This window comes from Pantoea eucrina (genome assembly GCF_002095385.1).
Classification (GTDB): domain Bacteria; phylum Pseudomonadota; class Gammaproteobacteria; order Enterobacterales; family Enterobacteriaceae; genus Pantoea; species Pantoea eucrina.
Map to the genome: position 1 here is coordinate 20,724 of NZ_MIPP01000028.1, position 26,851 is coordinate 47,574.

Below are 26,851 nucleotides of genomic sequence, written 5' to 3' on the forward strand. Positions count from 1 at the left end.
CTTATGGACGCAGATAAACGCAGAGAGTTGCGCGACGCCTTTGGCGCCTTTATGACGGGCGTAACCGTGGTCACGACCCGGGATGCTAAAGGTGAGCCGATTGGTTTCACCGCAAACTCTTTTTCATCGGTATCACTCGACCCGGCGCTGCTGCTGGTCAGCATCGACAAACGTTCGGCTAACTTTGAACATTTTACGCAGTGCCGCCATTTTGCCGTCAATATTCTGGCAGAACAGCAGAAAGAGACGTCAAACGTGTTTGCGCAGAAAATTGCCGACCGGTTTGCGCGCGTCAGCTGGCATCGCGGAGAGCAGGGCACGCCGCTGATTGATGAGAGTTCGGCCTGGTTTGAGTGTGCGCTGCATCAGGTGATTGACGCAGGCGACCACGCAATTCTGATTGGTAACGTGCTGCAGTTCGCTTCCAGCGGCACGGCGGGTCTGGGCTACTATCGCGGCGCCTATTTTACCCCTTATCAGCAGGCAGAGTCGCTGATTAGCGGGCCGGATGTTGTGGTCAGTGCGCTTATCGAGTCCGCCGGTAAGGTGCTGCTGGTCAGGCAGTCAGAGGGGTATGAGCTACCGGCACAAACCATGCGCGGCCGCAGCGTCGATGAAACGCTGACGCAGGTATTCAGCACGCTGCAGATTGCCGCCAGTCCGGGCTTTATCTACTCCATGTGGGAGGATCGGCAGAAAAAGCAGCAGCATATTGTCTTTTTATGCGCTCAGCCCACCGGCGGTACGCTACCCGCAGTTGACCAGGGAGAGTGGCGCGATCTGCAGGATCTGGCTGCAGTACCGGTGGCTAACGGTGCGCTGCAGGCGCTGCTGGGACGCTACATGCGTGAATATGCGGCGGGTAATTATGGCCTCTATTACGGCGATGAAGCGCAAGGTTCGGTGCGCCAGTTCTCTGTGCCAGCCCATCAGGAGGTGGTATGAAGCTTTCTCTGTTTCTGCATATGGAGCGCGTCTCGGCTGATGATGCACAGGATAAGCTCTACGAAGAGATGATGACGCTGTGCGAAATCGCCGATCGCGGCGGGCTGCATGCGATCTGGACCGGTGAGCATCACGGTATGAACTTCACCATTGCACCGAACCCTTTCATCAATCTGGTGGATATTGCGCACCGCACCCGACATGTGCGCCTCGGTACCGGCACCATTATTGCGCCGTTTACCCATCCGATTCGCCTTGCCGGTGAGGCGGCAATGACCGATATCATCACTAACGGACGGCTGGAGCTGGGTATTGCGCGCGGCGCCTATGCGTTTGAGTATGAGCGTCTGCTGCCGGGCCTTGATGCCTGGGGAGCCGGTCAGCGCATGCGGGAGCTGGTGCCGGCAGTAAAAGCGCTCTGGCGCGGTGATTATGCTCATCAGGGCGAGTTCTGGCAGTTCCCGTCCACTACGTCCTCGCCGTTACCCAAACAGCAGCCGCATCCCCCCATCTGGGTGGCTGCCCGCGATCCCAACAGCCATGAGTTTGCCGTTAAGCAGGGTTGTAACGTGCAGTGCACGCCGCTGCATCAGGGAGACGAGGAAATTGTGCGCCTGATCACCACGTTTAAAGAGGCGTGCCGGGAATACGCTCCGGAGCAGCCGCTAAAAATTATGCTGCTGCAGCATGGTTTCGTGGCGGCGGATGAAGCGGATGCACAGCAGGCAGCGCAGGAGCTGAACCGCTTCTACCACTACTTTGGCGCCTGGTTTAAAAACGAGCGTCCGGTGACGCAGGGGCTTATTGCGCCACTCAGTGATGAAGAGATTGCCGCTAACACCTATTACAGCGCAGAAAAAATGCGCCAGAACCTGGCTATCGGTACGGCGGACGAAGTGATCGCCCGGCTGAAAAACTATGAAGCACTGGGCTATGACGAATATGCGCTATGGCTCGACAGCGGTATGACCTTTGAGCGCAAAAAAGCTTCGCTGATGCGCTTTATTGAGCAGGTCGTTCCGGAATTCCACTAAGCGGAGAGAGAGATGGACGCGTTTAAACTCTATATTGACGGGCAGTTTGTAACCGGCGCCGCCTCGTTCACATCCCTGAATCCGGCGACCGCGGAGCCCTGGGCAACTATCGCCGGCGCAGAACAGCAGGAGACTGACCGCGCGGTGGAGGCGGCTGCCCGCGCGTTTACGTCAGAGGCATGGCGCGCGCTTACTGCCAGCGCGCGCGGTAAACTGCTGCTGCGGCTGGCCGATCTGATTGAGCGGGATGCGGCGCGGCTTGCACGTATTGAAACGCTGGATACCGGCAAAATTATTCGCGAGACGCAGGCGCAGATCGCCTATGTGGCGGAGTATTACCGCTATTACGCGGGCATGGCCGATAAAATGGAGGGGGCCACGTTAAGTATCGATAAGCCCGATATGGAAACGTGGGTCAGACGTGAGCCGGTGGGCGTGGTGGCGGCAATCATCCCCTGGAACAGCCAGCTGTTTCTGTCAGCGGTTAAAATCGGCCCGGCGATCGCCGCTGGCTGTACGCTGGTAGTGAAGGCAGCAGAGGTGGCTCCGGCTCCCCTTCTGGCGCTGGCAGAACTGATTGATGAAGCGGATTTTCCCCCCGGCGTGATTAACGTCATCACCGGCTTTGCTGAGCAGTGCGGTGCACGGCTCACCGCACACCCGCTTATCGATCATATCGCTTTTACCGGCGGCGCAGAAACCGCACGCCATATTATACGCGGCAGCGCGGAGAATCTCGCCAGCACCTCACTGGAGCTGGGGGGCAAGTCACCGTTTATTGTTTTTGCCGATGCCGATCTGGAGAGTGCGGCGAACGCTCAGGTGGCTGCGATCTTCTCAGCCTCGGGTCAGAGCTGCGTTGCAGGCTCGCGCCTGCTGGTAGAAGCCAGTATTAAAGAGGCGTTTATTGAGAGGCTGGTGAGTAAAGTGCGCAGCATTGTGATCGGCTGTCCGCAGCAGCCTGAAACGCAGTTTGGCCCGCTCTGCACGCTGCGCCAGAAACAGAACATTGAACAGGTCGTCAGCCGCACGCTGGAGCAGGGCGCTAAGCTGATTATCGGGCATGAGCCTGTTCACAAGCCTGGCTTCTATTATCCGCCGACTATTCTTGATTGCAGCAGCGTACCGGCAGCAGAGAGTGTCGTGCAGGAGCTGTTTGGTCCGGTGCTTTCGGTGCTGACTTTCAGCGGGGAAGCGGACGCGCTGCGGCTGGCTAACGGCACCGAATATGGTCTTGCCGCCGGCGTCTTTACGCAAAATCTGACGCGCGCGCATCGCATCACGCGCCAGCTGCGCAGCGGTGTGGTCTGGCTGAACACCTATCGGGCAGTCTCACCGCTGGCACCCTTTGGGGGCTATGGCAAATCAGGATTCGGGCGCGAGGGCGGCACTGACGCCGCGCTGGAGTACACCACAACCAAAACGGTATGGCTGCGCACCAGCGATGAGCCCATCGACGATCCCTTTATCATGCGTTAATTCCCTTTCCGGCGCTGGCCATTCACATCCTCGCCCGCCGGATCGCTAAATATCAGGAGTCTTACCGCCAGCAGTTTCTCCTGCGAGAAGACGAGACGCACATCGTCGGGATGGCTATGGCATGACAACGCCAGTGATGTATCTGCAACACATAATAATTCTGCATCTCAACTGGAGGGTAAGGTGGAAAAATCATCACGTCAGGGGCCGTTTATCGAGAACAAGTCGGTGGATTATGTGCCGGTGTCTGAGCGGCACGGCAAATCGCACAGCCTGTTCACGCTCTGGTTCTGTACCAATATTGCTCCGCTGGCGGTGGTCAGCGGGGCGATCGCAACCGAAACGTTTCACCTTAATGTAATTTCCGCGCTCTCTGCGATTATCGCCGGCCATCTCTTTGGTGGCATCTTTCTTGCGCTGACCTCAGCGCAGGGGCCGAAAACCGGCATTCCGCAGATGGTACAGAGCCGCGCGCAGTTCGGGCGCTATGGTTCGCTGCTGGTAATCAGCTTTACTACCGTAATCTATCTGGGGTTCTTTATCTCCAATATCTCGCTTTCGGGCCGGGTAATTAACAATGTCATTCCGGCGCTGCCGGTGGCGAGCGCAACGATTTTAGGCGCCGTGCTGGCAACAGCGATCGGCGTGATAGGTTACCGCTTTATTCACCGGATCAATAAAATTGGCGCATGGATCATGGGCGCGGCCCTGCTGCTGGGACTGACGCTGATGCTATCGCAGCCGCTACCGGCAGACTTCTGGCAGCGCGGATCGCTGAGCGCGGCAGGCTGGTTCGGGACCTTTTGCATTGGTGCGGTGTGGCAAATCAGCTTTTCACCTTACACCTCAGATTATTCGCGCTATCTGCCTGCGGATGTGGGGATCGCCCGTCCTTTCTGGGCGACTTACCTCGGCGCCTGCGGTGGAACTATCCTGGCGTTTGTCTTTGGCATGATGGCCGTCAGTATTGCTCCGGCGGATGACGCCATGATGGCGGTGCGTCATGCCACCGGCTGGCTGGGACCGCTGCTGATGATCCTGTTTCTGGTGAATATCATCTGTCATAACTCCATGAACCTGTACGGGGCGGTGTTATCGCTGATAACGGCCGTGCAGACCTTCCGTCCGCACTGGACGCCGGGGGCGGCGGTGCGGCTGGTGGTGTCCGCTCTGGTATTGACAGGCAGCATTTTGATTGCGCTGGCGGCATCGCAGAACTTTGTCGCATTTTTTATCAACCTGATTCTGGCGCTGATCGCCGTACTGATCCCGTGGATTGTGATCAACCTGCTCGACTTCTACTACGTCAATAAACAGCACTACGACGTGGCAGCCATATTTCAGGCGGACGGAGGACGCTATGGGCGGCTTAATACACAGGCGCTGCTGGTCTATTTTGCCGGGATCCTGGTGCAGGTTCCTTTCATCGAAAATGCGTTTTTCTCCGGTCCCTATGCAAAACTGGTCCCGGGCGTGGATATCTCATGGATTATCAGTCTGGTTGTAACCAGCATCGCCTATCCGCTGTTTCATCGCAGGCATCAGCCGGTATTGACCGTACTGCCTGAAAGCAAAGTGTAATAACCGGGCAGGGATGCCCCGGTCTGCTTCCCGCATTAGCAACGAACGTGCTGCTGTCTGCGACCTTCTCATGCACGGCAACCGCACGCGACAGAGGTGCGATTTATGCGGGATACCTGCTAACATAGCGCGCGGCAGCGGCGCGCTGTCGTCTGGTTAACCCGGTATAAATATTATGATTACGCCGTGCGAATAACGCGCGGTGAATGGAGCTATGGCACTGATGTTGCAAGATTTAGGCATTATCGATTTATGGACGTTTCTGGCAGGTGCGCTGGTGATTATTCTGTTACCCGGCCCGAACAGCCTCTATGTTTTACGCACCGGCATGGGCCGCGGCATGAAAGCTGCGTCTAAAGCGATTGCGGGCGTCATGGCAGGCGATCTGATCCTGATTTTTCTTGCCTGGGCGGGGGTTGCTACGCTGATCCGCACCAGCCCGCACATTTTTATGATGGTGCGCTATCTGGGCGCGATGTTTTTACTTTATCTGGGTATCAAAATCATCATGGGCGCACTGCGCCAGCGCGCGGATGCGCAGCCTGCTGAGCCGGTCAAAGCAGAAAACTACTTTCTGCGTGCGGTACTGCTGGGGGTGACTAACCCTAAAGCTATCCTGTTCTACGTCTCTTTCTTTATTCAGTTTATCGACCCCAAAGTCACTCATACCGCGCCGGCGTTCGCCACGCTGGGTGCGCTGATCCAGCTTATCAGCTTCAGCTACTACTCCGTGCTGCTGGTGGCGGGCGCGGTGATGGTCCGCTTCCTGCGCAGCCGCACGCGGCTGGTTAAATTTGCCAACATGCTGACCGGTATGCTGTTCTTTGGTTTTGCCGTCCGGCTGGTGAGCGCCCAGAGCTGATGGCAACTACGCACGCTGCGGAGAGATAAATGATAGCCAGACAACGTCAGGCGGATGCCCTGCTGGTGAGCACCACGCTCATCGCGGCATTTGGCTGGATCTGCTCACGCGAAGCGATAGCTGGTATGCCCGCGCTGGCCTTTGTTGCGCTGCGCTTTCTTTCGGCCAGCGTGGTACTGCTGCTGCTGTGCCGTGCCGCCGAGCTGCGCCATACGCTGCGGAATATCAGGCCGGTTCTGATGAGCGGGCTGCTGCAGTCTGCTTATATGCTGCTGTGGATTTATGCCGTCGCCACCACGCGCTCGCTGGGTGAGGGGGCTTTTATCATGAGCCTGTCGATGCTGTTTGTGCCGCTTTTTGCCTGGGTCATACTGCGCAGCCGGCCGGCGCGTGCGTTCTGGCTCTCTCTGCCGGTGGGCATCGCGGGACTGGCGCTGCTGACGCTCAGGCAGGATCTCCATTTTGAACTGAGCCAGCTGCTGTTCCTCGGCGCCGCGCTGGTTCAGGCAGTCTACTTCTGTTTCACCACCCGCTTTGCCGCGACGGTCCCTGTCTGTCCGCTGGCCACGGTACAGCTCGCCTGCACCGGCGCGGTAGCAGGCGTGCTGTCGCTGCTCTCTGAAAGCTGGCCGCAGGAGATTGCGCTGGCCTCCTGGAGCTGGCTGGCGGCCAGCGCGCTGCTGGCGACCAGCCTGCGCTTCTGGCTGCAGCTGAAAGGGCAGAGCATGACCAGCGCGGCGAACGCCGCACTGATCATGATTCTGGAGCCGCTGCTGACGGTGCTGGCGGCGGCCCTCTGGTATGGCGAAGCGATGTCGGCCCGGCAAATGCTCGGCTGCCTGCTGATATTACTGTCGCTGCTCTATTACCGGCTGCAGCAGGCGAAAGCGCTGGCGTAATTGCTTAAGCAAGGCGATACAGCGCATCGCTTACCGCATTAAACAGCCTGTCGAGTTCGTCAGGCTGAGCAGAAAACATCGGACCAAACTGCAGCGTGTCGCCGCCAAAGCGAACATAGAATCCCGCCTTCCATAACAGCATGCCCGCTTCAAAAGGGCGCAGCGTGGCATCACCTTCACGCGGCGCCAGCTGAATCGCCCCGACCAGCCCGCAGTTGCGAATATCCACCACGTGCGGACAACCGCGCAGCGCGTGGAGCTGCTGTTCAAACAGCGGTGCCAGCTCAGCCGACTGCGCTATCAGCGACTCCTTTTCCAGCAGGTCAAGCGTGGCGATAGCCGCTGCGCAGGCGACCGGATGGGCGGAATAGGTATAGCCATGTGCAAACTCCACCGCATGCTCTGGCAGCGGCTGTGACATATAGGCGTGATAGATTTCGCTGCTGGCGGCCACGCCCCCCAGCGGGATGGCGCCGTTGGTGATCTGCTTGGCAAAGTTAAGCAGATCCGGCGTCACGCCAAAGTACTCTGCGCCGGTCCAGCGTCCCATGCGGCCAAAGCCGGTGATCACCTCATCAAAAATCAGCAGGATGTTGTGCTGCGTGCAGATCTCACGCAGGCGCTGCAGATAACCCCGTGGCGGAATGATGGCTCCGGCGGAGCCGGAAAGCGGCTCAACAATCAGCGCGGCGATGTTTGACGCATCGTGCAGCTCAATCAGTTTCAGCATCTCATTGGCCAGCGCCTCGCCGCCGGTTTCAGCCTGACCCGGCGTGAAGGCGAGGTCGCTTTGCAGCGTATGCGGCAGGTGATCCACATCCATGAACTGACCAAACATTTTGCGGTTGCCGCCAATGCCGCCGAGGCTGGTGCCGGCGATGTTCACACCGTGATAACCGCGGGCGCGACCGATCAGTTTGGTTTTGGCCGGCTGGCCTTTGGCGCGCCAGTAGCCGCGCGCCATTTTTACCGCGGTGTCTGCCGCTTCAGAACCGGAGCCGGTGAAAAAGATATGGTTGAGATCGCCCGGCATGTACTGCGTGATACGTTCTGCCAGCTGAAACGAGAGCGGATGGCCATACTGAAAGCCGGGGGAGTAATCAAGCACGCCGAGCTGCCGGCTTACCGCCTGCTGGATCTCACTGCGCGTGTGGCCAGCGCCACAGGTCCACAGCCCTGACAGACTGTCATAAATGTGTCGCCCTTGATCATCGGTAAGCCAGCGTCCCTCCGCTGCCACGATAAAGCGCGGATCGCGCTGGAAATTACGATTGGCGCTGGAGGGCATCCAGTGCGACTGCAGGTTCAGGGAAGCGGTATCTATGCGTTCGGACATGGCGGGTTCTCCAGAGTGTATAGCCAGAGTTTGCAATCAGGCATCGGTTAAGTTAAATGCTAATTAACTTAAGTTTAGTCAGCGGAAAACTCACCTGAATGAAACCTAAAACCCTGGCGCAGGTTACCGATTTCGATCTGCGTCTGCTGCGGCTGTTTAAAGTCGTTAGCGAATGCGGCAGCTTTACGGCTGCCGAGAGCAGGCTGGGCATTACCCGTTCGGCGATCAGCCTGCATATGAGCGATCTGGAGAAGCGTCTCGGGATGCGGCTCTGTCAGCGCGGAAGGGCGGGATTTGCCCTGACGGATGAGGGGCGCGAGATCCTGCGCCACAGCGCCAGCCTGATGGCGGCGGTTGAGGATTTTCGCCAGCAAATAAATCAGATGCATAAACAGCTGCGCGGTGAACTTAATATCGGCATTATCAATAATCTGGTGACGCAGCCGCGTATGCAGATTACGCAGGCGCTGGAAGCGTTACGCGAAAAGGGTGCGGAAGTCCGCATTAATATCAGTATGCTTACGGCCGCTGATATTGAGCAGGGTTTGCTTGACGGACGTCTGCACGTGGGCGCGCTGCCCTATACCGCGCCGGTGTCGGGCCTGGTCTATACGCCGCTCTATGAAGAGATCTCCTGTCTTTACTGCAGCAGTACGCACCCGCTTTTCAGCCAGGCGCACGAGGCGGATCCAGCGGTGCTGCATCGCTATGAAGCGATAGCGCCTGGCTACCGTCTGAGCGCGGAAGCCGCTGCCCTGCATCGGTCACTTAACTGTACGGCCACAGCCTCTGACCGGGAAGGTATCGCTTTTCTGATCTTAACCGGACGCTATATCGGCTTTCTGCCCGATCACTATGCGGCACGCTGGTGTGAGCTGCAGCAGATGCGTGCAATTGCGCCTTCGCGGCTGCGCTTCGGTAGCCAAATCGCGATTGTGACCCGGCAGGGAGATCGCCGGAATGCCATTCTGCAGCATTTTCTGGCAGCAGCAGGCGCGGAAAATGAAGCTGCCACACTATCATAATTACAACATACTGTTAGTTGATCAACTAACTCGTTCAGCTTCAGTGTCGGCTGGTCAGATCGGGCATTCGTCGTGGCAAGTTTTACAGCGAGAATAAAAGCGGTATGAAGCAGGGCAGCATTGCGCTGCCCTGCAGAGAGGTTATGCCCGTACAGGCTCACCGCGCACCGGGCGCTCGCCGGCAACATAGTAGTCGGCAGTGCTGCGTGGCAGCGGATCGCGACCGCGAATATTATCCGCAATCTTCTCGCCAATCATAATGGTTGTCGCATTGAGGTTACCGGTGATAATCAGCGGCATGATGGAGGCATCGACCACGCGCAGCCCCTGCAGGCCATGCACGCGACCTTCACCATCGACCACGGCCATCTCATCGCTGCCCATTTTACAGGTGCCGCAAGGGTGGTAAGCGGTTTCACCGTGGTTACGCACAAACTCATCCAGCTGCTCATCGGTCTGGCAGTCGATTCCCGGACTGATTTCGCGACCGCGATACTTATCCAGCGCCGGCTGGTTGATGATTTGACGCGTAATGCGAATCGCATCGCGGAACTCATGCCAGTCCTGTTCATGCGACATGTAGTTGAACAGAATGGCCGGATGGCGGCGCGGATCGCGTGATTTAATCCGCACGTGACCCCGGCTTGGCGAACGCATAGAGCCAACATGGCACTGGAAGCCGTGCGCTTCAACCGCGTTAGAGCCGTTGTAGTTAATGGCAACCGGCAGGAAGTGATACTGGATGTTAGGCCAGTCGAACTCTTCCCGGCTGCGAATAAAGCCGCCGCCTTCAAACTGGTTGCTGGCGCCGACGCCGGTACCGTTGAACAGCCATTCGGCGCCGATTTTCGGCTGGTTCCACCACTTCAGCGCCGGATAAAGAGAGACCGGCTCTTTGCACTCATACTGCAGATACATCTCCAGGTGGTCCTGCAGATTCTCACCCACGCCGGGCAGGTCGTGCACGACCGGAATATCAAACTGCTGCAACAGCTCTGCCGGACCGACACCTGAACGCTGCAGGATCTGCGGCGAGGCGATGGCGCCAGCGCATAGCAGTACTTCACGCCGCGCATAGACCGTTTTCGGGGTGTTACTGCCGCCCTCAAGGTATTCAACGCCGGTCGCGCGCTTGCCGTCAAACAGAATGCGATCGGTGGTCGCATGGGTAATGATCTTCAGGTTCGGACGTTTCTTCGCGGTATCAAGATAGCCGCGTGCCGTGCTGGAACGGCGGCCTTTTGGCGTAACAAAGCGATCCATCGGGCCAAAGCCTTCCTGCTGATAGCCGTTCAGATCGTCGGTGCGCGGATAACCCGCCTGCACGCCTGCTTCAATCATTGCCGCAAACAGGACGTTGTTATCCGGCTTACAGGTGGTGATGCTGACCGGACCTTCGCCGCCGTGATAGTCATTTGCGCCGATATCACGCGTTTCTGACTTGCGATAGTAGGGCAGGCAGTCGAGATAGCTCCACTGCTCAAGACCGGGCGCTTTGGCCCAGTTGTCGAGATCCATCGCATTGCCGCGGATATAGCACATGCCGTTGATCAGCGAAGAGCCACCCAGCCCTTTACCGCGCCCGCACTCCATGCGGCGGTTATTCATATAAGGTTCCGGCTCGGTCTCATACGCCCAGTTGTAGCGCTTGCCCTGTAGCGGGTAAGCCAGGGCCGCAGGCATCTGAGTGCGGAAGTCAAAGCGGTAATCGGGACCGCCCGCCTCCAGCAGCAGTACGTTGACATTGCTATCTTCGGTCAGACGGGTAGCCAGTACGTTTCCTGCGGATCCGGCTCCGATAATGACGTAATCAAATTCCATTAGTCGCTCCTCAGGTAAGCTCAATTAAAATACTGACTGAAAACGGGTCATTTCGATCTGCACCGATTTAACCTGGGTGTAATTCTGCAGCGTCATCACGCCGTTTTCACGGCCGATGCCGGAGTGCTTATAGCCGCCTACCGGCATTTCAGCGGCGGATTCACCCCAGGTGTTGATCCAGCAAATACCGGCTTCAATCTGGTGAATAACGCGGTGCGCGCGGTTAAGATCCTGCGTGACCACGCCCGCGGCCAGACCATATTCGGTGGCATTAGCGCGACGCACGACCTCTTCTTCGCTCTCATAGGTGAGAATGGACATTACCGGGCCAAAAATCTCTTCCTGTACGATGGTCATTTCGTCGCGGCAGTCGGTAAAGACGGTTGGTTCAACCCACGCGCCCTGATCAAATTCAGCGCCGCTCATGCGCTTACCGCCGCACAGCAACGTAGCCCCTTCGCTGATGCCCGATTCGATATAGCGCATTACGTTGTCGCGATGGGCAAAGCTCACCAGCGGACCAAAGTTCGTGGCCGGATCGGCGAGGTCGCCCGCTTTGATACGCGCCACGCGTTCGCTGATTTTGGCCTCGAATTCCGCTTTTACCGCTGCAGGAATAAAGACGCGGGTGCCGTTGGTGCAGACCTGACCGGAGCTGTAGAAGTTTGCCATCATGGCGATGTCAGCAGCGAGGTCGAGATCGGCATCATCAAAGATAATCAGCGGAGATTTACCGCCCAGCTCCATCGTGACATCTTTCAGTGTCGAGCCGGCAGCGTTTGCCATCACTTTCTTACCGCTGGCCACGCCGCCGGTGAAGGAAACTTTGTCGATACCAGGATGATCGGTCAGCAGCTGACCGGTCACCGCGCCGCGTCCGTTCAGCACGTTGAAAACACCATCCGGCACGCCGGCCGCGGTGTAGATCTCAGCCAGCTTCAGCGCGGTCAGCGGAGTAACTTCACTGGGTTTGAAAATCATGGCGTTACCCGCAGCCAGTGCCGGTGCCGATTTCCACAGCGCAATCTGGATGGGATAGTTCCATGCGCCGATCCCGGCCACCACGCCGAGCGGTTCGCGGCGGGTATAGACAAAAGAGGTGTCGCGCAGCGGGATCTGCTGGCCTTCCAGTGAAGGGATCAGCCCGGCATAGTACTCCAGTACATCAGCACCGGTGACAATATCTACCGCCTGGGTTTCGCTGAACGGTTTACCGGTGTCCAGCGTTTCCAGTTCCGCCAGTTCGTCATTACGTTCACGCAGGATCTCCACCGCACGCCGTAAGATGCGCGAGCGCTCCATCGCCGTCATCGCAGCCCAGATTTTCTGGCCTTTTTTCGCGGCTTCAACGGCGCGATCGACATCCGCACGCTCAGCTTCATGGACTTCTGCCAGCACATCGCCATTAGCAGGGTTGATACTCTGGAAGGTGTTACCTGCTGCAGAGGGGACAAATTTGCCATCAATGTAGAGGTGCTGTTCGGTGAATCGGGACATGTTTTCTCCTTCCTCAGTGATTCGGTGAGTCAGCCAGTTGCTGACGAATAAATTGGGTGGTAAGCGTTCTGGCAATCGCTAAATCAAAGGGCTTGCCACTCAATGCGGCACGCAGCCACAAGCCATCAATCATAGAAGCCAAACCGTAAGCTGCCAGTCGGGCCTGCTCGCGCGGCATTTCCCGGCGAAACTCTGCAGCCAGGCTGGAGAACAGGCGGCGACTGCTGACCCGCTCTAACCGGCCCAGCTGCGGCTGATGCATGCTGCTTGCCCAGAAGTCGAGCCACGCTTTCATGGCGGCACTGTGCAGCTGGGTATCATCAAAGTTACCTTCCACAATGGCCAGCAGGCGCGCTTCGGTGCTGGCGTCTGCCAGCGGTTTAAGCCGCATGGAAACGGCTTCGCGCAGCTGGCGCGTGACATCACGCATGGTAGCTTCGAGCAGGCCATTTTTATCTTTGAAATAGTGACTGATGATGCCGGTAGAGACGCCAGCCCGTCGGGCAATTTGCGCGATGGTGGCGTAGTTAATCCCTACGTCGTTGATGGTATCAAGCGTCGCATCAATCAGTTGCCGGCGACGTATCGGCTGCATTCCTACCTTTGGCATCACTACCGCTCCACCTCAAATCGAGACCCCTATTAAAACTTTTTTTGATTGCACGTTCAATATAAAAAAGAAAGTTGTTAGGATGGTGTACTTCGTTTGTTACAAAAGCCAAACGGTGAGCTACGCTTGGTAGCGATTTATCACCGTGCCCAACTAACGGAGGTAAAGCAGGGAGTACAACAACAAGATCAGCCACACTGATCGCATCAATTTATTAAGTAGTTACAGGAAATTAACCAGAGGTTATCGATGATTAATCCACCTGCCAGTGAAAAGGACAGAATTAATCCCGTGGTGTTCTTCACCTCGGCCGGACTGATTCTGACATTTTCACTTGTCACCATTCTCTATAGCGACCTTGCGGGCGCCTGGATCCAGATAGCGGTAAACTGGGTCTCAACCACGTTTGGCTGGTATTACATGCTGGCCGCCACGCTCTATATCGTTTTTGTGGTCTATATGGCCTGCTCGCGCTATGGCGCGATTAAGCTCGGGCCGGAGCAATCCAAACCGGAGTTCAGCCTGCTGAGCTGGTCGGCGATGCTGTTTGCCGCCGGTATCGGAATCGATTTGATGTTTTTCTCCGTTGCAGAGCCGGTGTCGCAATATATGCAGCCGCCGGAGGGGGCCGGACAAACCATGGAAGCGGCGCGTCAGGCGATGGTCTGGACGCTGTTTCACTACGGGCTGACCGGCTGGTCAATGTACGCATTGATGGGGATCGCGCTCGGTTACTTCAGCTACCGCTATAATCTGCCGCTCACCATTCGCTCAGCGCTCTATCCGATCTTTGGTAAACGCATCAATGGACCGATTGGCCATACCGTGGATATCGCTGCGGTAGTCGGCACCATTTTTGGTATCGCTACCACGCTGGGTATCGGGGTAGTGCAGCTGAACTATGGCCTGAAGGTGCTGTTTGACGTCCCTGAAGGACTGACCGCGCAGATGGCGCTGATTGTCCTGTCGGTGATCATTGCGACGATCTCCGTCACATCGGGCGTCGACAAAGGTATCCGGATCTTGTCTGAGCTGAACGTGGCGCTGGCGCTCGGCTTGATCCTGTTTGTGCTGTTTATGGGCAAAACAGACTTCCTGCTGAACGCGCTGGTGCTGAACGTTGGCGACTATATCAACCGCTTTATGGGCATGACGCTGAATACATTTGCGTTCGATCGTCCGACCCAGTGGATGAACAGCTGGACGCTGTTTTTCTGGGCGTGGTGGGTTGCCTGGTCGCCGTTTGTTGGCCTGTTCCTGGCGCGAATCTCTCGCGGCCGCACCATTCGCCAGTTTGTGCTTGGCACACTGTTCATTCCCTTTACATTTACCCTGCTATGGCTCTCTGTATTCGGTAATGCCTCGCTGTATGAAATTATTCACGGCGATGCCGGCTTTGCGCAGGAAGTGATGGCGCATGCTGAACGCGGCTTTTACAGTCTGCTGGCGCAATATCCGGCGTTTAAGCTCAGCGCGTCGGTGGCGACCATTACCGGAATGCTTTTCTACGTTACCTCAGCGGATTCCGGTTCGCTGGTGCTGGGTAACTTCACCTCAAAGCTCAAGGATATCAATAGCGACGCGCCTAACTGGCTGCGTATCTTCTGGTCAATCGCGATTGGGGTGCTGACCATGGGCATGCTGATGACTAACGGTATTTCTGCACTGCAGAACACCACGGTTATCATGGGGCTGCCGTTTAGCTTTGTGATCTTCTTTGTGATGGCCGGCCTGTGGAAATCGCTGAAGGTAGAAGATCATCGTCGCGCCAGCGCCGTGCGTGAAACCGCGCCCTATATTCCCTCAAGCAGCGATCGCCTGAGCTGGAAGAAGCGGCTGTCGCGCCTGATGAACTATCCGGGTACGCGCTACACGCAGCGGATGATGGAAACGGTTATCTATCCGGCGATGGAAGATGTGGCGAAAGAGCTGGAGCTGCGCGGGGCGCACGTAATGCTGGAGAAAATGCCGGCTGAAGAGGGACAGGCGCTGGGGCACCTTGAGCTGCGCGTTGATCTGGGTGAAGAGCAGAGCTTTATGTACCAGGTCTGGCCGCAGCAATATTCAATTCCCGGCTTTACCTACCGCGCCCGCAGCGGTAAATCGCACTACTACCGGCTGGAGACCTTTTTACTGGAAGGAAGCCAGGGCAACGATTTGATGGACTACAACAAGGAGCAGGTGATTATCGATATTCTCGATCACTATGAGCGTCACCTGAACTTTATCCATCTGCATCGTGAAGCACCGGGCAGTAATCTGACCTTCCCTGAGATGTAACCCTCCGGGCAGCTGCGACCATGCAGCTGCCCGTTTTCTTTTTTCTCCGCCTCGCGCATTCCTGTCTGAGAGCTAGACTCACTAGCTGCTGTTAAGGGGAATTCTATGAAACTGGGTTTTGCGTGTAAGTATTTCGATCATGAGGCGAAGCAGCCTTTTCCATTCAAAAGCACCACTCGTACCCGCTTTCTGGGCATGCAGGGTGATGCCGCCGCCACGCTGCTAATTGGGCTGGCCCGTACTAACCTCACCAATCTTTATGCTCTGCTGGAACAGCTCGCCACGCTGCCTGATGCACTGCGCATGATGCGTATCGGCAGCGATCTGCTGCCGCTCTATACCGTTCCGCAGGCTACGCCACTCTACCGCGAGGCGATGCCGGAGCTGGCGCCGCTGTTTGCCCGCTGTGGCGAACTGGCGCGCGCCAGCAATATTCGGCTCTCGTTTCATCCCGGACAATATACCGTGCTGGCGTCTGATAATGAGGGGGTGGTGGAGCGTGCAATTGAGGATATTGAATATCATGCCACCTGTGCCGTTCTGATGGGCTATGGACAGCGTTTTCAGGATTTTAAAATCAATATCCATATGAACGGCAAAAAGGGGTTTGATGGTTTTCGCGATGCGTTTATGCGGCTCAGCCCTGAGGCGCGTAATATGCTGACGGTAGAGAATGATGAGGTTTCCTGCGCGCTGGATGATGTGCTTCAGGCGCGCGAGCTGTGCGCGGTGGTGCTGGATATTCACCATCACTGGGTAAAAGAGAATGCCTTTATCAAACCTGACGATGGCCGGATTGCACAGATTATCGACTCCTGGCGCGGCGTGCGTCCGGTGCTGCACTACTCGATTGCGCAGGAAGGATTGATCCCCGATAGCGGTTTTCCCGATCAGAACGCGCTGGCAGCCTCCAAAATGAAGCTGCGCGCGCATTCGGACTACTTCTTTAATCAGACGCTAAACGACTGGGCGCTCTCGTTTGACCGGTTCGATATCATGTGCGAAGTCAAAATGAAAAACCTCGCCCGCGACCGGCTCTATTTCTATGCGCTGGAGCGCGGTGGTCACGCTACGGCGCCGTGATCACAATAGCGACGCGGCGGTTCTGCGCACGCCCCTGCGAGGTACTGTTGCTGGCAACCGGCACCCGCATACCCAGCCCGCGCGTCACAATATTCGCGCGCGGGACGCCGCTGCCGGCGGCCCACTGCTGCGCTACGGCATTGGCGCGTTTAAGTGAAAGCTGCTGATTATAGCCCGCTTCACCGTAGTTATCGGTATGACCATCAATGCGCAGATGCGTAATACCGGTAGCTGCCAGCGTGCCGGCCGTGGAGGCGATGCGCTGTTTACTGGCTGCGGTAAGTTCTGACTCATTAATGCCAAACAGAATACGGTTGGGTAACCCCAGCCTCCAGCCTTCGCTGTTCTGACTGAACCCCTCCTGCTGCAGCGCCGCAACCTGGGCACGGGTAAACCCGCCGGACTGGCAGCCCGCGCAGGTGAGTATCAGCGCCATCAGGCAACCATAGATTTTCACAGCCGATCCTTATTCAATTTTTTGTTTTTATACATATGCAAATCTGCCCGCTCCAGCAGTGAGGCCACGCTGTCGCCAGACTGCGCCCAGGCATAGCCGATGGTGACCGAGGTGGTAATAGTGCGGTCTTCGCTGAGCGCGATAGGCTGGCGCACCGCGTGCTGTATGGCATCCCGAAGTTCCTGCAGCCGGGCAGGGGTGGTGCGGCTGGTCAGGACCATTGCGAACTCATCGCCCCCCATGCGTGCAACCAGATCGCCCTCTGAGATCAGGCCAGCCAGGCGTTCAGCGGTGGCTTTCAGCACTTCATCCCCGGCAGCGTGTCCCCAGCTGTCGTTAATGCATTTAAAGCGGTCACCATCCAGAAACAGCAGCGCAAAGCGCGGCGGCGTTAACGGACGATCGAGCAATTGCGCCAGCCGCGCCACAAAAGCAGAACGGTTCGCCAGACCCGTAAGCGGATCCGTCAGCGCTTTTTCTGCCAGCGAACGGTTATCACGCAGCAGCGATGCTTTCAGCGTCTGCATCTCACTCAGCAGCGCGTTCAGATCGCTGGAGAGCAGCTGAAACTCATTGATCGGTTCAGGCGGCACGCGCTGGGTAAAATCACCGGTGCGGATCACATAGTGAATGGCGCGCGTGATAGTGCGCATGGAGAGCAGAATGCCGCGATGGAGAAACTCGCTCAGCATAAAAGAGATCACCAGCACGCATAGCATGCCGCAGGTCAGGATCAGGATGGAGTAGTGGATAAACTCGCTGGCGCCATTCACCGTTCCGGCCAGCGTCAGGCTGCCGGCCCGGGTACCCGCGTGCTGTATATCAACAGTGACCGGACTGGCGTAGATCCACTGCCGCAGCTGTTTTTCATAGAAGCCGCTGTGTTCGCGGCGGTTGACCCAGTCAACCAGTACGGTATGGCTGGCGGTGACCAGCTGCGCCGACGCAAACATCCCTTTGTCACCCAGCATGGCAATCTTACTGTGCGCATCATAGCTGTCTTCAAATACCGTTGCCGCAGTAAGACTGGTGCTCAGCGTGGTTGCCGTCAGCGCCAGATTGCGGTTTTCGTAACGCTTAATAAAGTAGAGAGAGGTCGAGGTCATCAGCAGCCAGCACAGCAGCAGGATCACCGCCGCATTTATGGTGCTGATGCGGCGCAGGCGACCGCGCAGTGATGAACCCTGACGTTTTCTCAGTAAAAATTTCATCTTATTGGTTCTCTTTACGCGACAGCATCAGCACATCGGGACTGACTTTGACGCCGCTGCGTGCCAGTGAATCGAGATTCACCGAAAAACGGGTACGTTCCTCACCAAAAATCATACAGAAAGTGGCGCCGGTTGCGCAGTCAGGGTTATTTTCCGCCATGCTGAGCACCGCTTTATCAGGCATTGCTGCCAGAGCAGCGTGCTGCTGAGCCGGAGTTTCCGTGCCGAAATAGACCGCGTCGCAGTGCAGCGCGGATAACCTGCCAGCGCTGTCAGCGCGCACGACGCTGAACGGCGTGGCAGGCGGCGCGTCGGCTGATGAAAGCGTGAGGTGTCGGGCGGAGGCCAGGATGCAGAGCTGCGGCACCTGCACCGGAGGTGGCCAGCGGGTAAAACTCAGGATACCGCTGACAATGCGGTTAGCGCGATTGTCAGCGGCAGTATGCTCAGCGGCGTATGCCATCGGCCAGCTAAGCAGCACCAGCAGCGCAGGCAGTGCGCAGCACAGCCAAAGGCAGGATCCTTTTGAATACGGGGCAGGAAATCCTTTTATCTGCATGGCACTCTTCCTGGTCAGTAAAGCCGGGATAGTACCATTTACGCCATGAAATGCGTAACCAGTACGGGATGAAGCTTTTAAACCGGTCTATTGCCACCGCTCATTTGTAGCCACAGGTTGTGCGAGCCGCGACGTTAACTCCACGCCAGCGGGCGAACCGCGGCCAGGGTTTGCGGACAGACTCTGTTCAAATAGTCAAACATGCCCTGGGACAAAGCCGCCGTGCATTCAAGTAATCCGTTACTTCCCTGAAATTGATTCTGCCACTTGATAAGCAAAGAAGGCGAGTCAAAAATTGTTGGGTCAAATTTTGCCGCCTGAAGCATTAAAGCATGAGCGTAGGCGCGCAGTGGCAAAGGCGATTCTGTTTCTGTTCCAAAGTAAAAACTGGAAGAGAGGAGCGTAAATACTGCAGATATGCAGAGAAAATACTCTGCTTTGTTTCGCGGCGATGCATCTGCTATCCCATAAGCTTCTGTAACTGCCCGCGCATGTTGTTGCGTCAGTTGACTCCAGTACTCGTCAGGGTACAGCATAGGGCGAAAGTGCGCTTCCAGCTTAAATTCGGTGGCTTTATCGATCATTTTTTCAGTTGAGGACTTTGCTTCGGTTGCGTTGTCAAAAGCTTTACGGAACTTTCCCAGTTTGAGCAGGTCCAGCAATTTGCTTAACGTATTTTTCTGCTGTTCTGCCAGAAATGGAGTAAGAAACTGAGGAAAGTCGCGTCGAAACAGGTTTTCCGGGTTCACTTCAACCATTTTTAAGCAGTTTTGCGGCGTATCCATTTGATAAAAATGGTTCCAGACGGGGTTCAGCGGATCGGGCCTCAGCATGCCGCGCATGGTGTCAAGACTCATTAAAAGAACCGGGCCGCCTGGATTCGCAGGCATCAACACGAGATTTACCGCATCACTCTCCTGCAGATTAACTTGTGTAGGTTCAGAGAGGGCACTGGTGCGGCTGAAGTGTTCAAAGCGCGTATAAGGCGTAACTTCTCTGCTCTGAAGATAGCGGTCATAGCTTTCCTGAGCGCGAGCGGCAATACTGGAATTTTCATGGTTCTCAGAAACTGTAAGATCAATTATTTGATGAAATAATGCATTTTTTGCGACAATAAAGATGAGTCATGCGTTATAAGGCGAAGGAAATTTTCAATTGTTGCATGAGATAAGAGGTTCAGATTGCTGCCTGAGATATGTCTATTAGAATAAAACCACTCTTCCGTCAGCCTGTCGTGCCATTGCCTGATACTGGGATCTGAACAGAAAGGTTCTTTGCCAAAAACCTCAAGTATCGGTATGGCTGTGCTAATCAGCTGTTGCAAAGTGATATCCTGACGCGATAACTCATTGATAATTTCTCGCGCCAGCTGTTTTTTAAAATCAGCAAAGCGATTATCGATACTCTGTAATGCCGTTAATGGCGTTCCTTCTGGGTTATTATGATGATTAAAGAATAAATCGATATCTCTCTCTTCGTCAGAGAGTCTGGAAAAATCAAGCTGCATTGAACTATTTTTAAATATGGCCCAAGAAAGATTATGCCCTGTAATATCTCGTTTCCCAAGGGAGCTGTAGCTAAAATCAGCCTTTTCGAACATATCTTTGGGAATATATATGTTATCCAATTTCAGCTTGCGAAAATTGATATGCTTATCTTCAGTTAAAAGAGAGTCGGTTGCCGGAAGTTTTTTATGCTCGCGCAGAAGACGCGCTCGCTGATCGAGCGTGATTCTGAAGCTGCACAATTATTCATAGCTATTTCGTCTGAAATCTGGTGTTCCACCGGCGTTAAATAAATTAACGGCTTCATCGACCATATGTAATGGAAGGGGAGTGTCCATAGAAATAACATCAGTCAGTTTATATCTTAATGAACCACGCACAGTACCTTCGTTATCCACCTCTCTTCTTTTAATATTGCACCGCCCAAGAGAGATGCCTGAAGTATGTTCACGGTAAAGAGTTGCTATTAAATGTGACTTTTTCATGAAAGTATACTTAGTGCTTTCTTTTTCAAATAGTTGCCAGGCATTTACTACGGACTTTAAACGGGCCCAGATTGATTCAGGCGGGTTTAATATATCTACCAGCGCATTTATCTCTGGCCGGAAATGCGCTGTTGCTTCGCAAAGTGAAAGTTTATTAAGAGGGTTTTTTTCCATAGTTAATATCGCCCTGAGGTTGGTGTGAAAATTATGCCTTTACTGTTTGCAGTTAGAAGAGGGGATTAGTGAGTCGGTAATACAATTCCTGGATGCCGCCAGGGGGTATAAAACCGGATGTGAAGAGAGTAACCAGGTTAGATGAACGCCTAATACAGTAAATCGCTCATAAAAAAATTAATTATGTGGTTTATTGTGAAATAGCAGATCTATTTCGGGGGAGCAGCAGGCCAGCTGGCTGGCCTGCGCATATTATTCAGAACTGAGGTCGCGTCCGTTACTGGCGATGACTTTTTTATACCACCAGAAGGATTTTTTGCGCGTGCGCTGCAGGGTGCCGTTGCCCATGTCATCCCGATCAACGTAGACCAGGCCATAACGCTTACTCATCTCACCTGTGGAAGCGGCGACCAGATCGATACAGCCCCAGGTGGTGTAGCCCATCACCGGTATGCCATCGGCGATAGCCTCTGCCATAGCCTCAATATGCTGCTGCAGATAGCTGATGCGGTAGTCATCATGAATTTCACCGGCGGCGGTAAGCTCATCACGTGCGCCGAGGCCATTCTCCACCAGAAACAGCGGCTTCTGATAACGGTCATACATCATATTCATGGTGATGCGCAGGCCCAGCGGATCGATTCCCCAGCCCCAGGCGCTGCGCGCAATGTGCGGGTTGGTCAGCGATTTAACAACGTTGGCGGCGCTGCTGTTCTGCTCATTCATCTCTGCCGAGGCGCAGCGCGAGGCGTAATAGCTGAAGGAGATAAAATCTACCGTGTGACGCAGAATGGCTGTGTCTTCATCCGTTATTTCAAGGGTTACGCCTTTTTCACGGAACAGTCGTGCGCTGTAGGCAGGGTAGGCTCCGCGCGCCTGAACATCAATAAAGAACAGGTTTTCACGATCTTTCTGCAGCGCGGCCCAGACATCCTCTGGCTTGCACGACCATGGATAAAAGTTACCGCCCGCCAGCATACAGCCCACCTGGTTCTGCGGATTAACCTCATGCGCAATCTTTGTCACCAGCGCGCTGGCGACCAGTTCATGATGCGCCGCCTGATACTTCACCTGCTCATGATTCTCGCTGGGTTCAAATACCAGGCCAGCGCCTGAGAAGGGACTGTGCAGCAGGATATTGATTTCATTGAAGGTCAGCCAGTACTTCACCAGGCCATCAAACGCTTCAAAGCAGGTTCGCGCGTAGCGCGCAAAGAAATCGATCATTTTACGATTGCGCCATGAGCCATATTCAATGACCAGATGCATTGGCACATCAAAGTGAGAGAGCGTAACCAGCGGCTCAATGCCATATTTTCGGCACTCGGTGAATACTTTATGATAAAAAGCGATCCCGTCCGCATTCGGCGTCAGCTCATCGCCGCCGGGAAAGAGCCGGCTCCAGGCGATAGAGGTACGAAAAACGGTAAAGCCCATCTCTGCCATCAGCGCGATATCTTCTTTATAGCGATGATAAAAATCGATAGCGTCATGGCTGGGATAGAACTCCTCTTCGCGCAGCGTAAACCGCTTCTCCAGCCCCAGCTTAACCGCCATACGGTTAGCGCCGTGCGGGATCATATCCACCGTGGTCAGCCCTTTACCATCGGCCAGGTAACTTCCTTCAGACTGGTTGGCGGCTAAAGCGCCGCCCCATAAAAAACCGGCCGGGAATGGCGTGTCAGACATAAAAAACCTCAATCATTAACGGGTAGGGATGGCGACATTGCCGGTGGCCGGCTGCGGCTTTTCTGCTGGTGTGGTAACAGGAATATCCTCAAAGCCGAGCAGCAGCGTCAGCACAAATGAAACCACCACGGAAAGCACCATAACGCCGCCCACCCAGACAATGCTCATGGGGTTAGCAGGATCAAAAAACTGGACGCTGGTAAACAGGCCCGGTGAGGCCATAGAGTGGCTGGCGAGTCCGCCGATGCCGGCCACCGCGCCGCAGATAAAACCGCTGATCAGACTGGCGATCAGCGGACGGCGCAGCCGCACGGCCACACCGTACAGCGCCGGCTCGGAAATACCGGCGACAATGGCAGAGGCGGCGGCGGCAAAAGCGGTCTGACGCAGCTCCGGGTTTTTGGTTTTAAACGCGACTGCCAGCGACGCGCCGCCAAGCGAGAGGTTGGCACCAATCTCTGACGGCATCACCATGCCCTCTTTGCCGGTTTCAGCGATGGTCTGAATGATAGTAGGGGTAAAAACGCGGTGCATACCGGTCATCACCAGCAGCGGCCAGAGTGCGCCCATAATGGCGACTGAGAGCCAGCCCAGATAGCCGTGAATGGTGTAGACCAGCGCAGAGATGCCGCTGCCGATCCAGATCCCCAGCGGCCCGACAAGCAGAATGGCTACCGGCGCGGCCAGCAGGACGATCAGCATCGGCTTGAGGAAATTTTTCGTCACGGCAGGGGTGATGCGATCAACCCAGCGTTCGATCCAGGAGAGGATCCAGGTCATCACCAGCGCGGGGATCACGGTATAGGTATATTTCACCGCCGTTACCGGAATAAACGCGAACTCCACCGTCTGGCCCTGCGCGGCTTTCGCCATCAGGTCGATAAAATTGGGGTGTACCAGCACTCCGGCAATGGCGATCGCCAGCGACATATTGGTATTGAATTTAAGCGCGGCTGAAGCCGCAACCATCACCGGCAGGAAAAAGAAAGCGCCGTCGCCGATAACGTTGAGAATGATCAGCGTTGAACTGCCTTTCTCCAGCACGCCACCCATCTCCAGCATCATCGCCAGCAGCTTAACCATTGAGCCACCGATGATAGCCGGGATCAGCGGTGACATCGTGCCCACCAGCGCATCAAGAATGCCGGCTCCGATGCGGCGCAGCGTGATTTTCCGCGCCGGCGCGGCTGCGGTGGCAGAAGCGCCGGGCGTCCCGAGCTGCTGCACCGCCTGGTAAGCGAGGTTTACGTCATTGCCAATGATCACCTGACACTGTGTGTCGGTATAGACCACACCCATTACGCCCGGGATCGCTTTTAGCGCGGCATCATTAATCTTTTCGTGTGCGTGCACCACAAAACGCAGTCGCGTCATACAGTGGGTCACCGCCGTAACGTTCTCCAGGCCGCCAAGCGCAGCAACAATAGAGCGGGCGGCGTCTGCATATTTATTCGCCATGATTTCTGTCTCAGTTTTCAGGGTAAGATTGTCCGGCAGCAGGCTGCCTGTTTTTTATTCATGAGAAACCGGTTTCACAAAATCATGAGATGTGCATTATGTTCAGGCAAGAGAATTAAAATTTAATATCTGCAATTGTGACGCAGATCGGATCTCGCCCGGCGGGACAAAAGATAAATTTCTTTGCCTGTCCCGATACTTAGGTAAACTCAGCGCAGGAGAGCTTAAACAGGCAGATTATGACCACTATCACCGAAGTAGCGAAACGCGCGGGTGTCTCAAAAGCGACAGTGTCACGTGTTCTGTCAGGTAACGGCTATGTCAGCCAGGATACGCGGGAAAAAGTGTATGCGGCCATCGCTGAAACCGGCTTCCGGCCCAATCTGCTGGCGCGCAATCTGGCGACGCGCTCCAGCCAGACAATCGGGCTGGTCATTACCAATACGCTCTATAGCGGCAGCTACTTTACCGAGATGATGCAGCATTCAGCGCGCATGCTTGAACAGCAGGGGCGCCAGCTGCTGCTGGTGGACGGCAAACACAGCGCGGCAGAAGAGCGGGCCGCCATTGAGTTCTTGCTCGATCTGCGCTGCGATGGCGTCATCATCTATCCGCGCTTTCTTTCCATCGAAGAGATGGACAGCATTATTGCTCAGCACCGGCATCCGATTTTGGTCATCAACCGCCGCCTGCGTCAGCATACCAGCTACTGCATTTTTGCCGATCAGCACGCCACCAGCGCGGCAGCCGTTGAGCAGCTTATTCTGCTGGGTCATCGCGAGATTGCGTTTATCACCGGATCGCTTGATTCGCCTACCGGACGCGAGCGTCTGGCGGGCTATCAGACGGCGCTGTCGAAGCATGGCATTGCGTTCGATTCGGCACGGGTGGTGGAAGGGCGCTGGCAGGCGGAACAGGGCGTCATGGCTATTGAGCAGCTGCTGAAGCAGCACGTCCGCTTCAGCGCGGTGGTGGCAAGCAATGATGAAATGGCGATTGGCGCACTCAGGGCGCTGGCCGTCCGGGGGATTGCCGTGCCGCAGCAGGTGGCGGTGGTGGGATTTGATGATATTCCACTGGCACCCTATACCCTTCCGGCGCTGTCGAGCGTGAAAATGCCGGTGACAGAGATGATCCATGAAACCATCGCCCGTCTGGTCGCCATGCTCGACGGCGGCGATATCAGGCCAGGCGCGCCGCACACCGGCACGCTTATCCGGCGTGAATCCCTGGCGGCAGGTCCCTGGCTATCCCGCGCGACTCAGTGATTAAGCAGCGCCTGACGGAAAGAGAGAATATGTACCCGCGTCGCCGCTTCCGCCTGTTGCACGTCACCCTGCTCCAGCGCCACGATAATCGCTTCATGCTCGGCGATCACCTCTTCCATATGCCGGACGCTGGAGAGCGTGGTTGCCCAGAAGCGCTGTGCCTGGGCATGAATAATGCTCAGAATATCGGTGAGACGCCGGTTTCCGGCGATCTCCGCCAGCACCTGATGAAATTCCCGATCCAGCAGCATCATCGTCTCTCTTTCATGCGCCGCACCGGCATGTGCGATTTGCTGATTGAGCTGACGCAACGTAGCAATCTGCGCGTCACTGATGCGCACCACAGCCAGCCTGACGCATAGCGCTTCATTCACCAGCCTGACCTCAATCAGTTCAAGCGCATCATCAATAGAGAGCGGCGAGACCATCACACCTTTACGGGGAATGATCTGCAGCAGGCCCTCCGTCGCCAGCCGGTGCACCGCCTGATTAACCGGCGTGCGGCCCATCTGCAGATCTTCCATCACCTGCGCCGTGTTCAGATAGTCGCCGGGTTTATAGCGCAGCGTGATCAGGCGATGTTTAAACGCCAGATAGGCGCGCTCATTTAATGAAAGCGTCTTTCCCTTCGCCTGCGGGTTCACATTTTCAGCCATTACATCACTCATTGCGCACATCCTTTTTTGGGTACTGAGACATATTACACAAAAACCTGGCATGAAAATGGCTACTTTGAAATCACAGTGAAATTTCACAGTCATTTCAAGTCAGGAGAACCGACCATGCAGCTACGTTTCAACACGCAGGAAAACCCGCCCCTGTCGCTGGACGTCACCATCAACCGACTGGTCATTGCGGGCTGGGCCGGGCGCGATCGGGAAGCCGTATTGCACCATATCCGTGAGCTGGAGGCGCTGGGCGTGCCCGCTCCTGGTGCAGTACCGCTGTTCTATCGCGCTACGCCGACGCTGCTGAGCCAGCATGAGAATGCGGAAGTGGTGGGAGAGCAGACGTCAGGTGAGGCTGAGCCGTTTGTCTTTTTTCACCAGGGAGAGTGCTGGGTTTCGCTGATCTCTGACCACACCGATCGCCATCTGGAAACCTTCAGCGTGGCGCTCTCAAAACAGGTATGTGTGAAGCCAGTCGCGCAGCAGGCGTGGCGCATGGCGGAGGTTGCCGCGCACTGGGATCGGCTGGAGCTGCGTGCCTGGATAATGGAAAACGGCGACTGGGTCACCTACCAGTCCGGCACGCTTGATGCACTCCTCTCTCCGCTGGAGCTGATTGCGCGCTTCTCAGGTAAAACGGCTGAAGAGGAGGGATTTGCGATCTCCTGCGGCACATTATCGGCTATTGGCGGTATTCGTCCCGCCGCGGCGTTTCGCATGGCGCTGCACGACCCGGTGCTGAACCGCACGCTGGAGCACAGCTACTCCCTCTCCACTCTGCCGGTGATTGCCTGATGGAGACGCGCCTTATGACAACCTTATGGCAGGCGAGCCAGCAGCTGCAGGCGGGCGAAACCACATCGGTGGCGCTGACGGCACAGGCGCTGGCGGCAGTTCAGGCGGAGCAGGGCGAGGGCGCGCGCGC

24 protein-coding genes are annotated in these 26,851 nt (G+C 56.0%); 11 read left to right on the plus strand and 13 right to left on the minus strand.

The window, feature by feature from the left end:
- Positions 1-3: 3 nt before the first annotated feature.
- The 6 genes from HA43_RS12710 (at position 4) to HA43_RS12735 (ending at position 6,800) form a co-directional block, all read left to right on the plus strand.
- Positions 4-945, plus strand: a complete 942-nt coding sequence (locus HA43_RS12710; protein ID WP_094111822.1) for a flavin reductase family protein — start codon at positions 4-6, stop codon at positions 943-945.
- Positions 942-1,979, plus strand: coding sequence for an LLM class flavin-dependent oxidoreductase (locus HA43_RS12715; RefSeq protein WP_040113552.1), 1,038 nt, complete (start codon positions 942-944; stop codon positions 1,977-1,979). The genes HA43_RS12710 and HA43_RS12715 overlap by 4 nt, the downstream gene beginning before the upstream one ends.
- Positions 1,980-1,991: 12 nt before the next feature.
- On the plus strand, positions 1,992-3,458 hold the full coding sequence (locus HA43_RS12720) for an aldehyde dehydrogenase (protein WP_094111823.1): 1,467 nt from the start codon (positions 1,992-1,994) through the stop codon (positions 3,456-3,458).
- Between the two features lie 183 nt (positions 3,459-3,641).
- Positions 3,642-5,039: a purine-cytosine permease family protein gene (locus tag HA43_RS12725; protein ID WP_094111824.1), complete on the plus strand. Its 1,398-nt coding sequence runs from the start codon at positions 3,642-3,644 to the stop codon at positions 5,037-5,039.
- 223 nt (positions 5,040-5,262) lie between these two features.
- Positions 5,263-5,901, plus strand: a complete 639-nt coding sequence (gene leuE / locus HA43_RS12730) for a leucine efflux protein LeuE (protein ID WP_040113891.1) — start codon at positions 5,263-5,265, stop codon at positions 5,899-5,901.
- A 32-nt stretch (positions 5,902-5,933) separates the two neighbouring features.
- Positions 5,934-6,800, plus strand: a complete 867-nt coding sequence (locus HA43_RS12735; protein ID WP_094111836.1) for a DMT family transporter — start codon at positions 5,934-5,936, stop codon at positions 6,798-6,800.
- Between the two features lie 4 nt (positions 6,801-6,804).
- On the opposite strand, the gene aptA is transcribed toward HA43_RS12735, so the two are convergent.
- Positions 6,805-8,136, minus strand: a complete 1,332-nt coding sequence (aptA, locus tag HA43_RS12740; RefSeq protein WP_040113546.1) for an omega-aminotransferase AptA — start codon at positions 8,134-8,136, stop codon at positions 6,805-6,807.
- Positions 8,137-8,234: 98 nt separating this feature from the next.
- On the opposite strand from aptA, the gene HA43_RS12745 reads away from it, so the two are divergent.
- The gene (locus HA43_RS12745; RefSeq protein ID WP_094111825.1) at positions 8,235-9,161 is read left to right on the plus strand and encodes a LysR family transcriptional regulator; all 927 of its coding nucleotides are present in this window, start codon (positions 8,235-8,237) and stop codon (positions 9,159-9,161) included.
- 141 nt (positions 9,162-9,302) lie between these two features.
- Here the strand turns inward: HA43_RS12745 and betA are convergent, their stop codons facing one another.
- The 3 genes from betA to betI are packed head-to-tail and all read right to left on the minus strand — an operon-like array spanning position 9,303 to position 13,089.
- Complete coding sequence (betA, locus tag HA43_RS12750; protein WP_071668369.1) at positions 9,303-10,982, minus strand: choline dehydrogenase; 1,680 nt, start codon at positions 10,980-10,982, stop codon at positions 9,303-9,305.
- A 24-nt stretch (positions 10,983-11,006) separates the two neighbouring features.
- The gene (gene betB / locus HA43_RS12755; protein WP_071668368.1) at positions 11,007-12,479 is read right to left on the minus strand and encodes a betaine-aldehyde dehydrogenase; all 1,473 of its coding nucleotides are present in this window, start codon (positions 12,477-12,479) and stop codon (positions 11,007-11,009) included.
- Between the two features lie 13 nt (positions 12,480-12,492).
- The gene (gene betI / locus HA43_RS12760; RefSeq protein ID WP_040113539.1) at positions 12,493-13,089 is read right to left on the minus strand and encodes a transcriptional regulator BetI; all 597 of its coding nucleotides are present in this window, start codon (positions 13,087-13,089) and stop codon (positions 12,493-12,495) included.
- A gap of 249 nt (positions 13,090-13,338) precedes the next feature.
- On the opposite strand from betI, the gene HA43_RS12765 reads away from it, so the two are divergent.
- Together HA43_RS12765 and HA43_RS12770 are read left to right on the plus strand one after the other, a co-directional pair.
- On the plus strand, positions 13,339-15,369 hold the full coding sequence (locus tag HA43_RS12765; protein ID WP_094111826.1) for a choline transporter: 2,031 nt from the start codon (positions 13,339-13,341) through the stop codon (positions 15,367-15,369).
- A 105-nt stretch (positions 15,370-15,474) separates the two neighbouring features.
- Positions 15,475-16,452, plus strand: coding sequence for an apurinic/apyrimidinic endonuclease family protein (locus HA43_RS12770; RefSeq protein WP_094111827.1), 978 nt, complete (start codon positions 15,475-15,477; stop codon positions 16,450-16,452).
- On the opposite strand, the gene yfiB is transcribed toward HA43_RS12770, so the two are convergent.
- From yfiB to ascF, 8 genes are all read right to left on the minus strand, one after another.
- The gene (gene yfiB / locus HA43_RS12775; RefSeq protein WP_425298529.1) at positions 16,439-16,909 is read right to left on the minus strand and encodes an outer membrane lipoprotein YfiB; all 471 of its coding nucleotides are present in this window, start codon (positions 16,907-16,909) and stop codon (positions 16,439-16,441) included. The genes HA43_RS12770 and yfiB overlap by 14 nt on opposite strands.
- Positions 16,906-18,120 (minus strand): diguanylate cyclase DgcN/YfiN, encoded by a 1,215-nt coding sequence (dgcN, locus tag HA43_RS12780; RefSeq protein WP_094111828.1) that lies wholly within the window; start codon positions 18,118-18,120, stop codon positions 16,906-16,908. Before dgcN ends, yfiB begins: the two co-directional genes overlap by 4 nt.
- 1 nt (position 18,121) lies before the next feature.
- Positions 18,122-18,679 carry a regulatory sequestration protein YfiR gene (yfiR, locus tag HA43_RS12785; protein WP_040113531.1) on the minus strand — a complete coding sequence of 186 codons (558 nt, stop codon included), beginning with the start codon at positions 18,677-18,679 and terminating at the stop codon, positions 18,122-18,124.
- 134 nt (positions 18,680-18,813) lie between these two features.
- Complete coding sequence (locus tag HA43_RS12790; RefSeq protein WP_158086451.1) at positions 18,814-19,536, minus strand: hypothetical protein; 723 nt, start codon at positions 19,534-19,536, stop codon at positions 18,814-18,816.
- A gap of 224 nt (positions 19,537-19,760) precedes the next feature.
- Positions 19,761-20,279: a hypothetical protein gene (locus HA43_RS12795; RefSeq protein ID WP_128083815.1), complete on the minus strand. Its 519-nt coding sequence runs from the start codon at positions 20,277-20,279 to the stop codon at positions 19,761-19,763.
- A 147-nt stretch (positions 20,280-20,426) separates the two neighbouring features.
- Positions 20,427-20,843 carry a hypothetical protein gene (locus tag HA43_RS18715; RefSeq protein ID WP_128083816.1) on the minus strand — a complete coding sequence of 139 codons (417 nt, stop codon included), beginning with the start codon at positions 20,841-20,843 and terminating at the stop codon, positions 20,427-20,429.
- A 252-nt stretch (positions 20,844-21,095) separates the two neighbouring features.
- On the minus strand, positions 21,096-22,532 hold the full coding sequence (locus HA43_RS12800; protein ID WP_094111831.1) for a 6-phospho-beta-glucosidase: 1,437 nt from the start codon (positions 22,530-22,532) through the stop codon (positions 21,096-21,098).
- Positions 22,533-22,547: 15 nt separating this feature from the next.
- On the minus strand, positions 22,548-23,990 hold the full coding sequence (gene ascF / locus HA43_RS12805) for a PTS cellobiose/arbutin/salicin transporter subunit IIBC (protein WP_094111832.1): 1,443 nt from the start codon (positions 23,988-23,990) through the stop codon (positions 22,548-22,550).
- A 239-nt stretch (positions 23,991-24,229) separates the two neighbouring features.
- On the opposite strand from ascF, the gene HA43_RS12810 reads away from it, so the two are divergent.
- A complete protein-coding gene (locus HA43_RS12810; protein ID WP_094111833.1) occupies positions 24,230-25,258 on the plus strand; it encodes a LacI family DNA-binding transcriptional regulator in 1,029 nt (342 codons plus the stop codon).
- On the opposite strand, the gene HA43_RS12815 is transcribed toward HA43_RS12810, so the two are convergent.
- Positions 25,252-25,926 carry a GntR family transcriptional regulator gene (locus HA43_RS12815; protein WP_094111834.1) on the minus strand — a complete coding sequence of 225 codons (675 nt, stop codon included), beginning with the start codon at positions 25,924-25,926 and terminating at the stop codon, positions 25,252-25,254. The genes HA43_RS12810 and HA43_RS12815 overlap by 7 nt on opposite strands.
- Positions 25,927-26,040: 114 nt before the next feature.
- Here HA43_RS12815 and HA43_RS12820 point away from each other — a divergent pair, with 114 nt between their 5' ends.
- Positions 26,041-26,721, plus strand: coding sequence for a DUF2848 domain-containing protein (locus HA43_RS12820; RefSeq protein ID WP_094111835.1), 681 nt, complete (start codon positions 26,041-26,043; stop codon positions 26,719-26,721).
- The last annotated feature ends 130 nt before the right edge of the window (positions 26,722-26,851 follow it).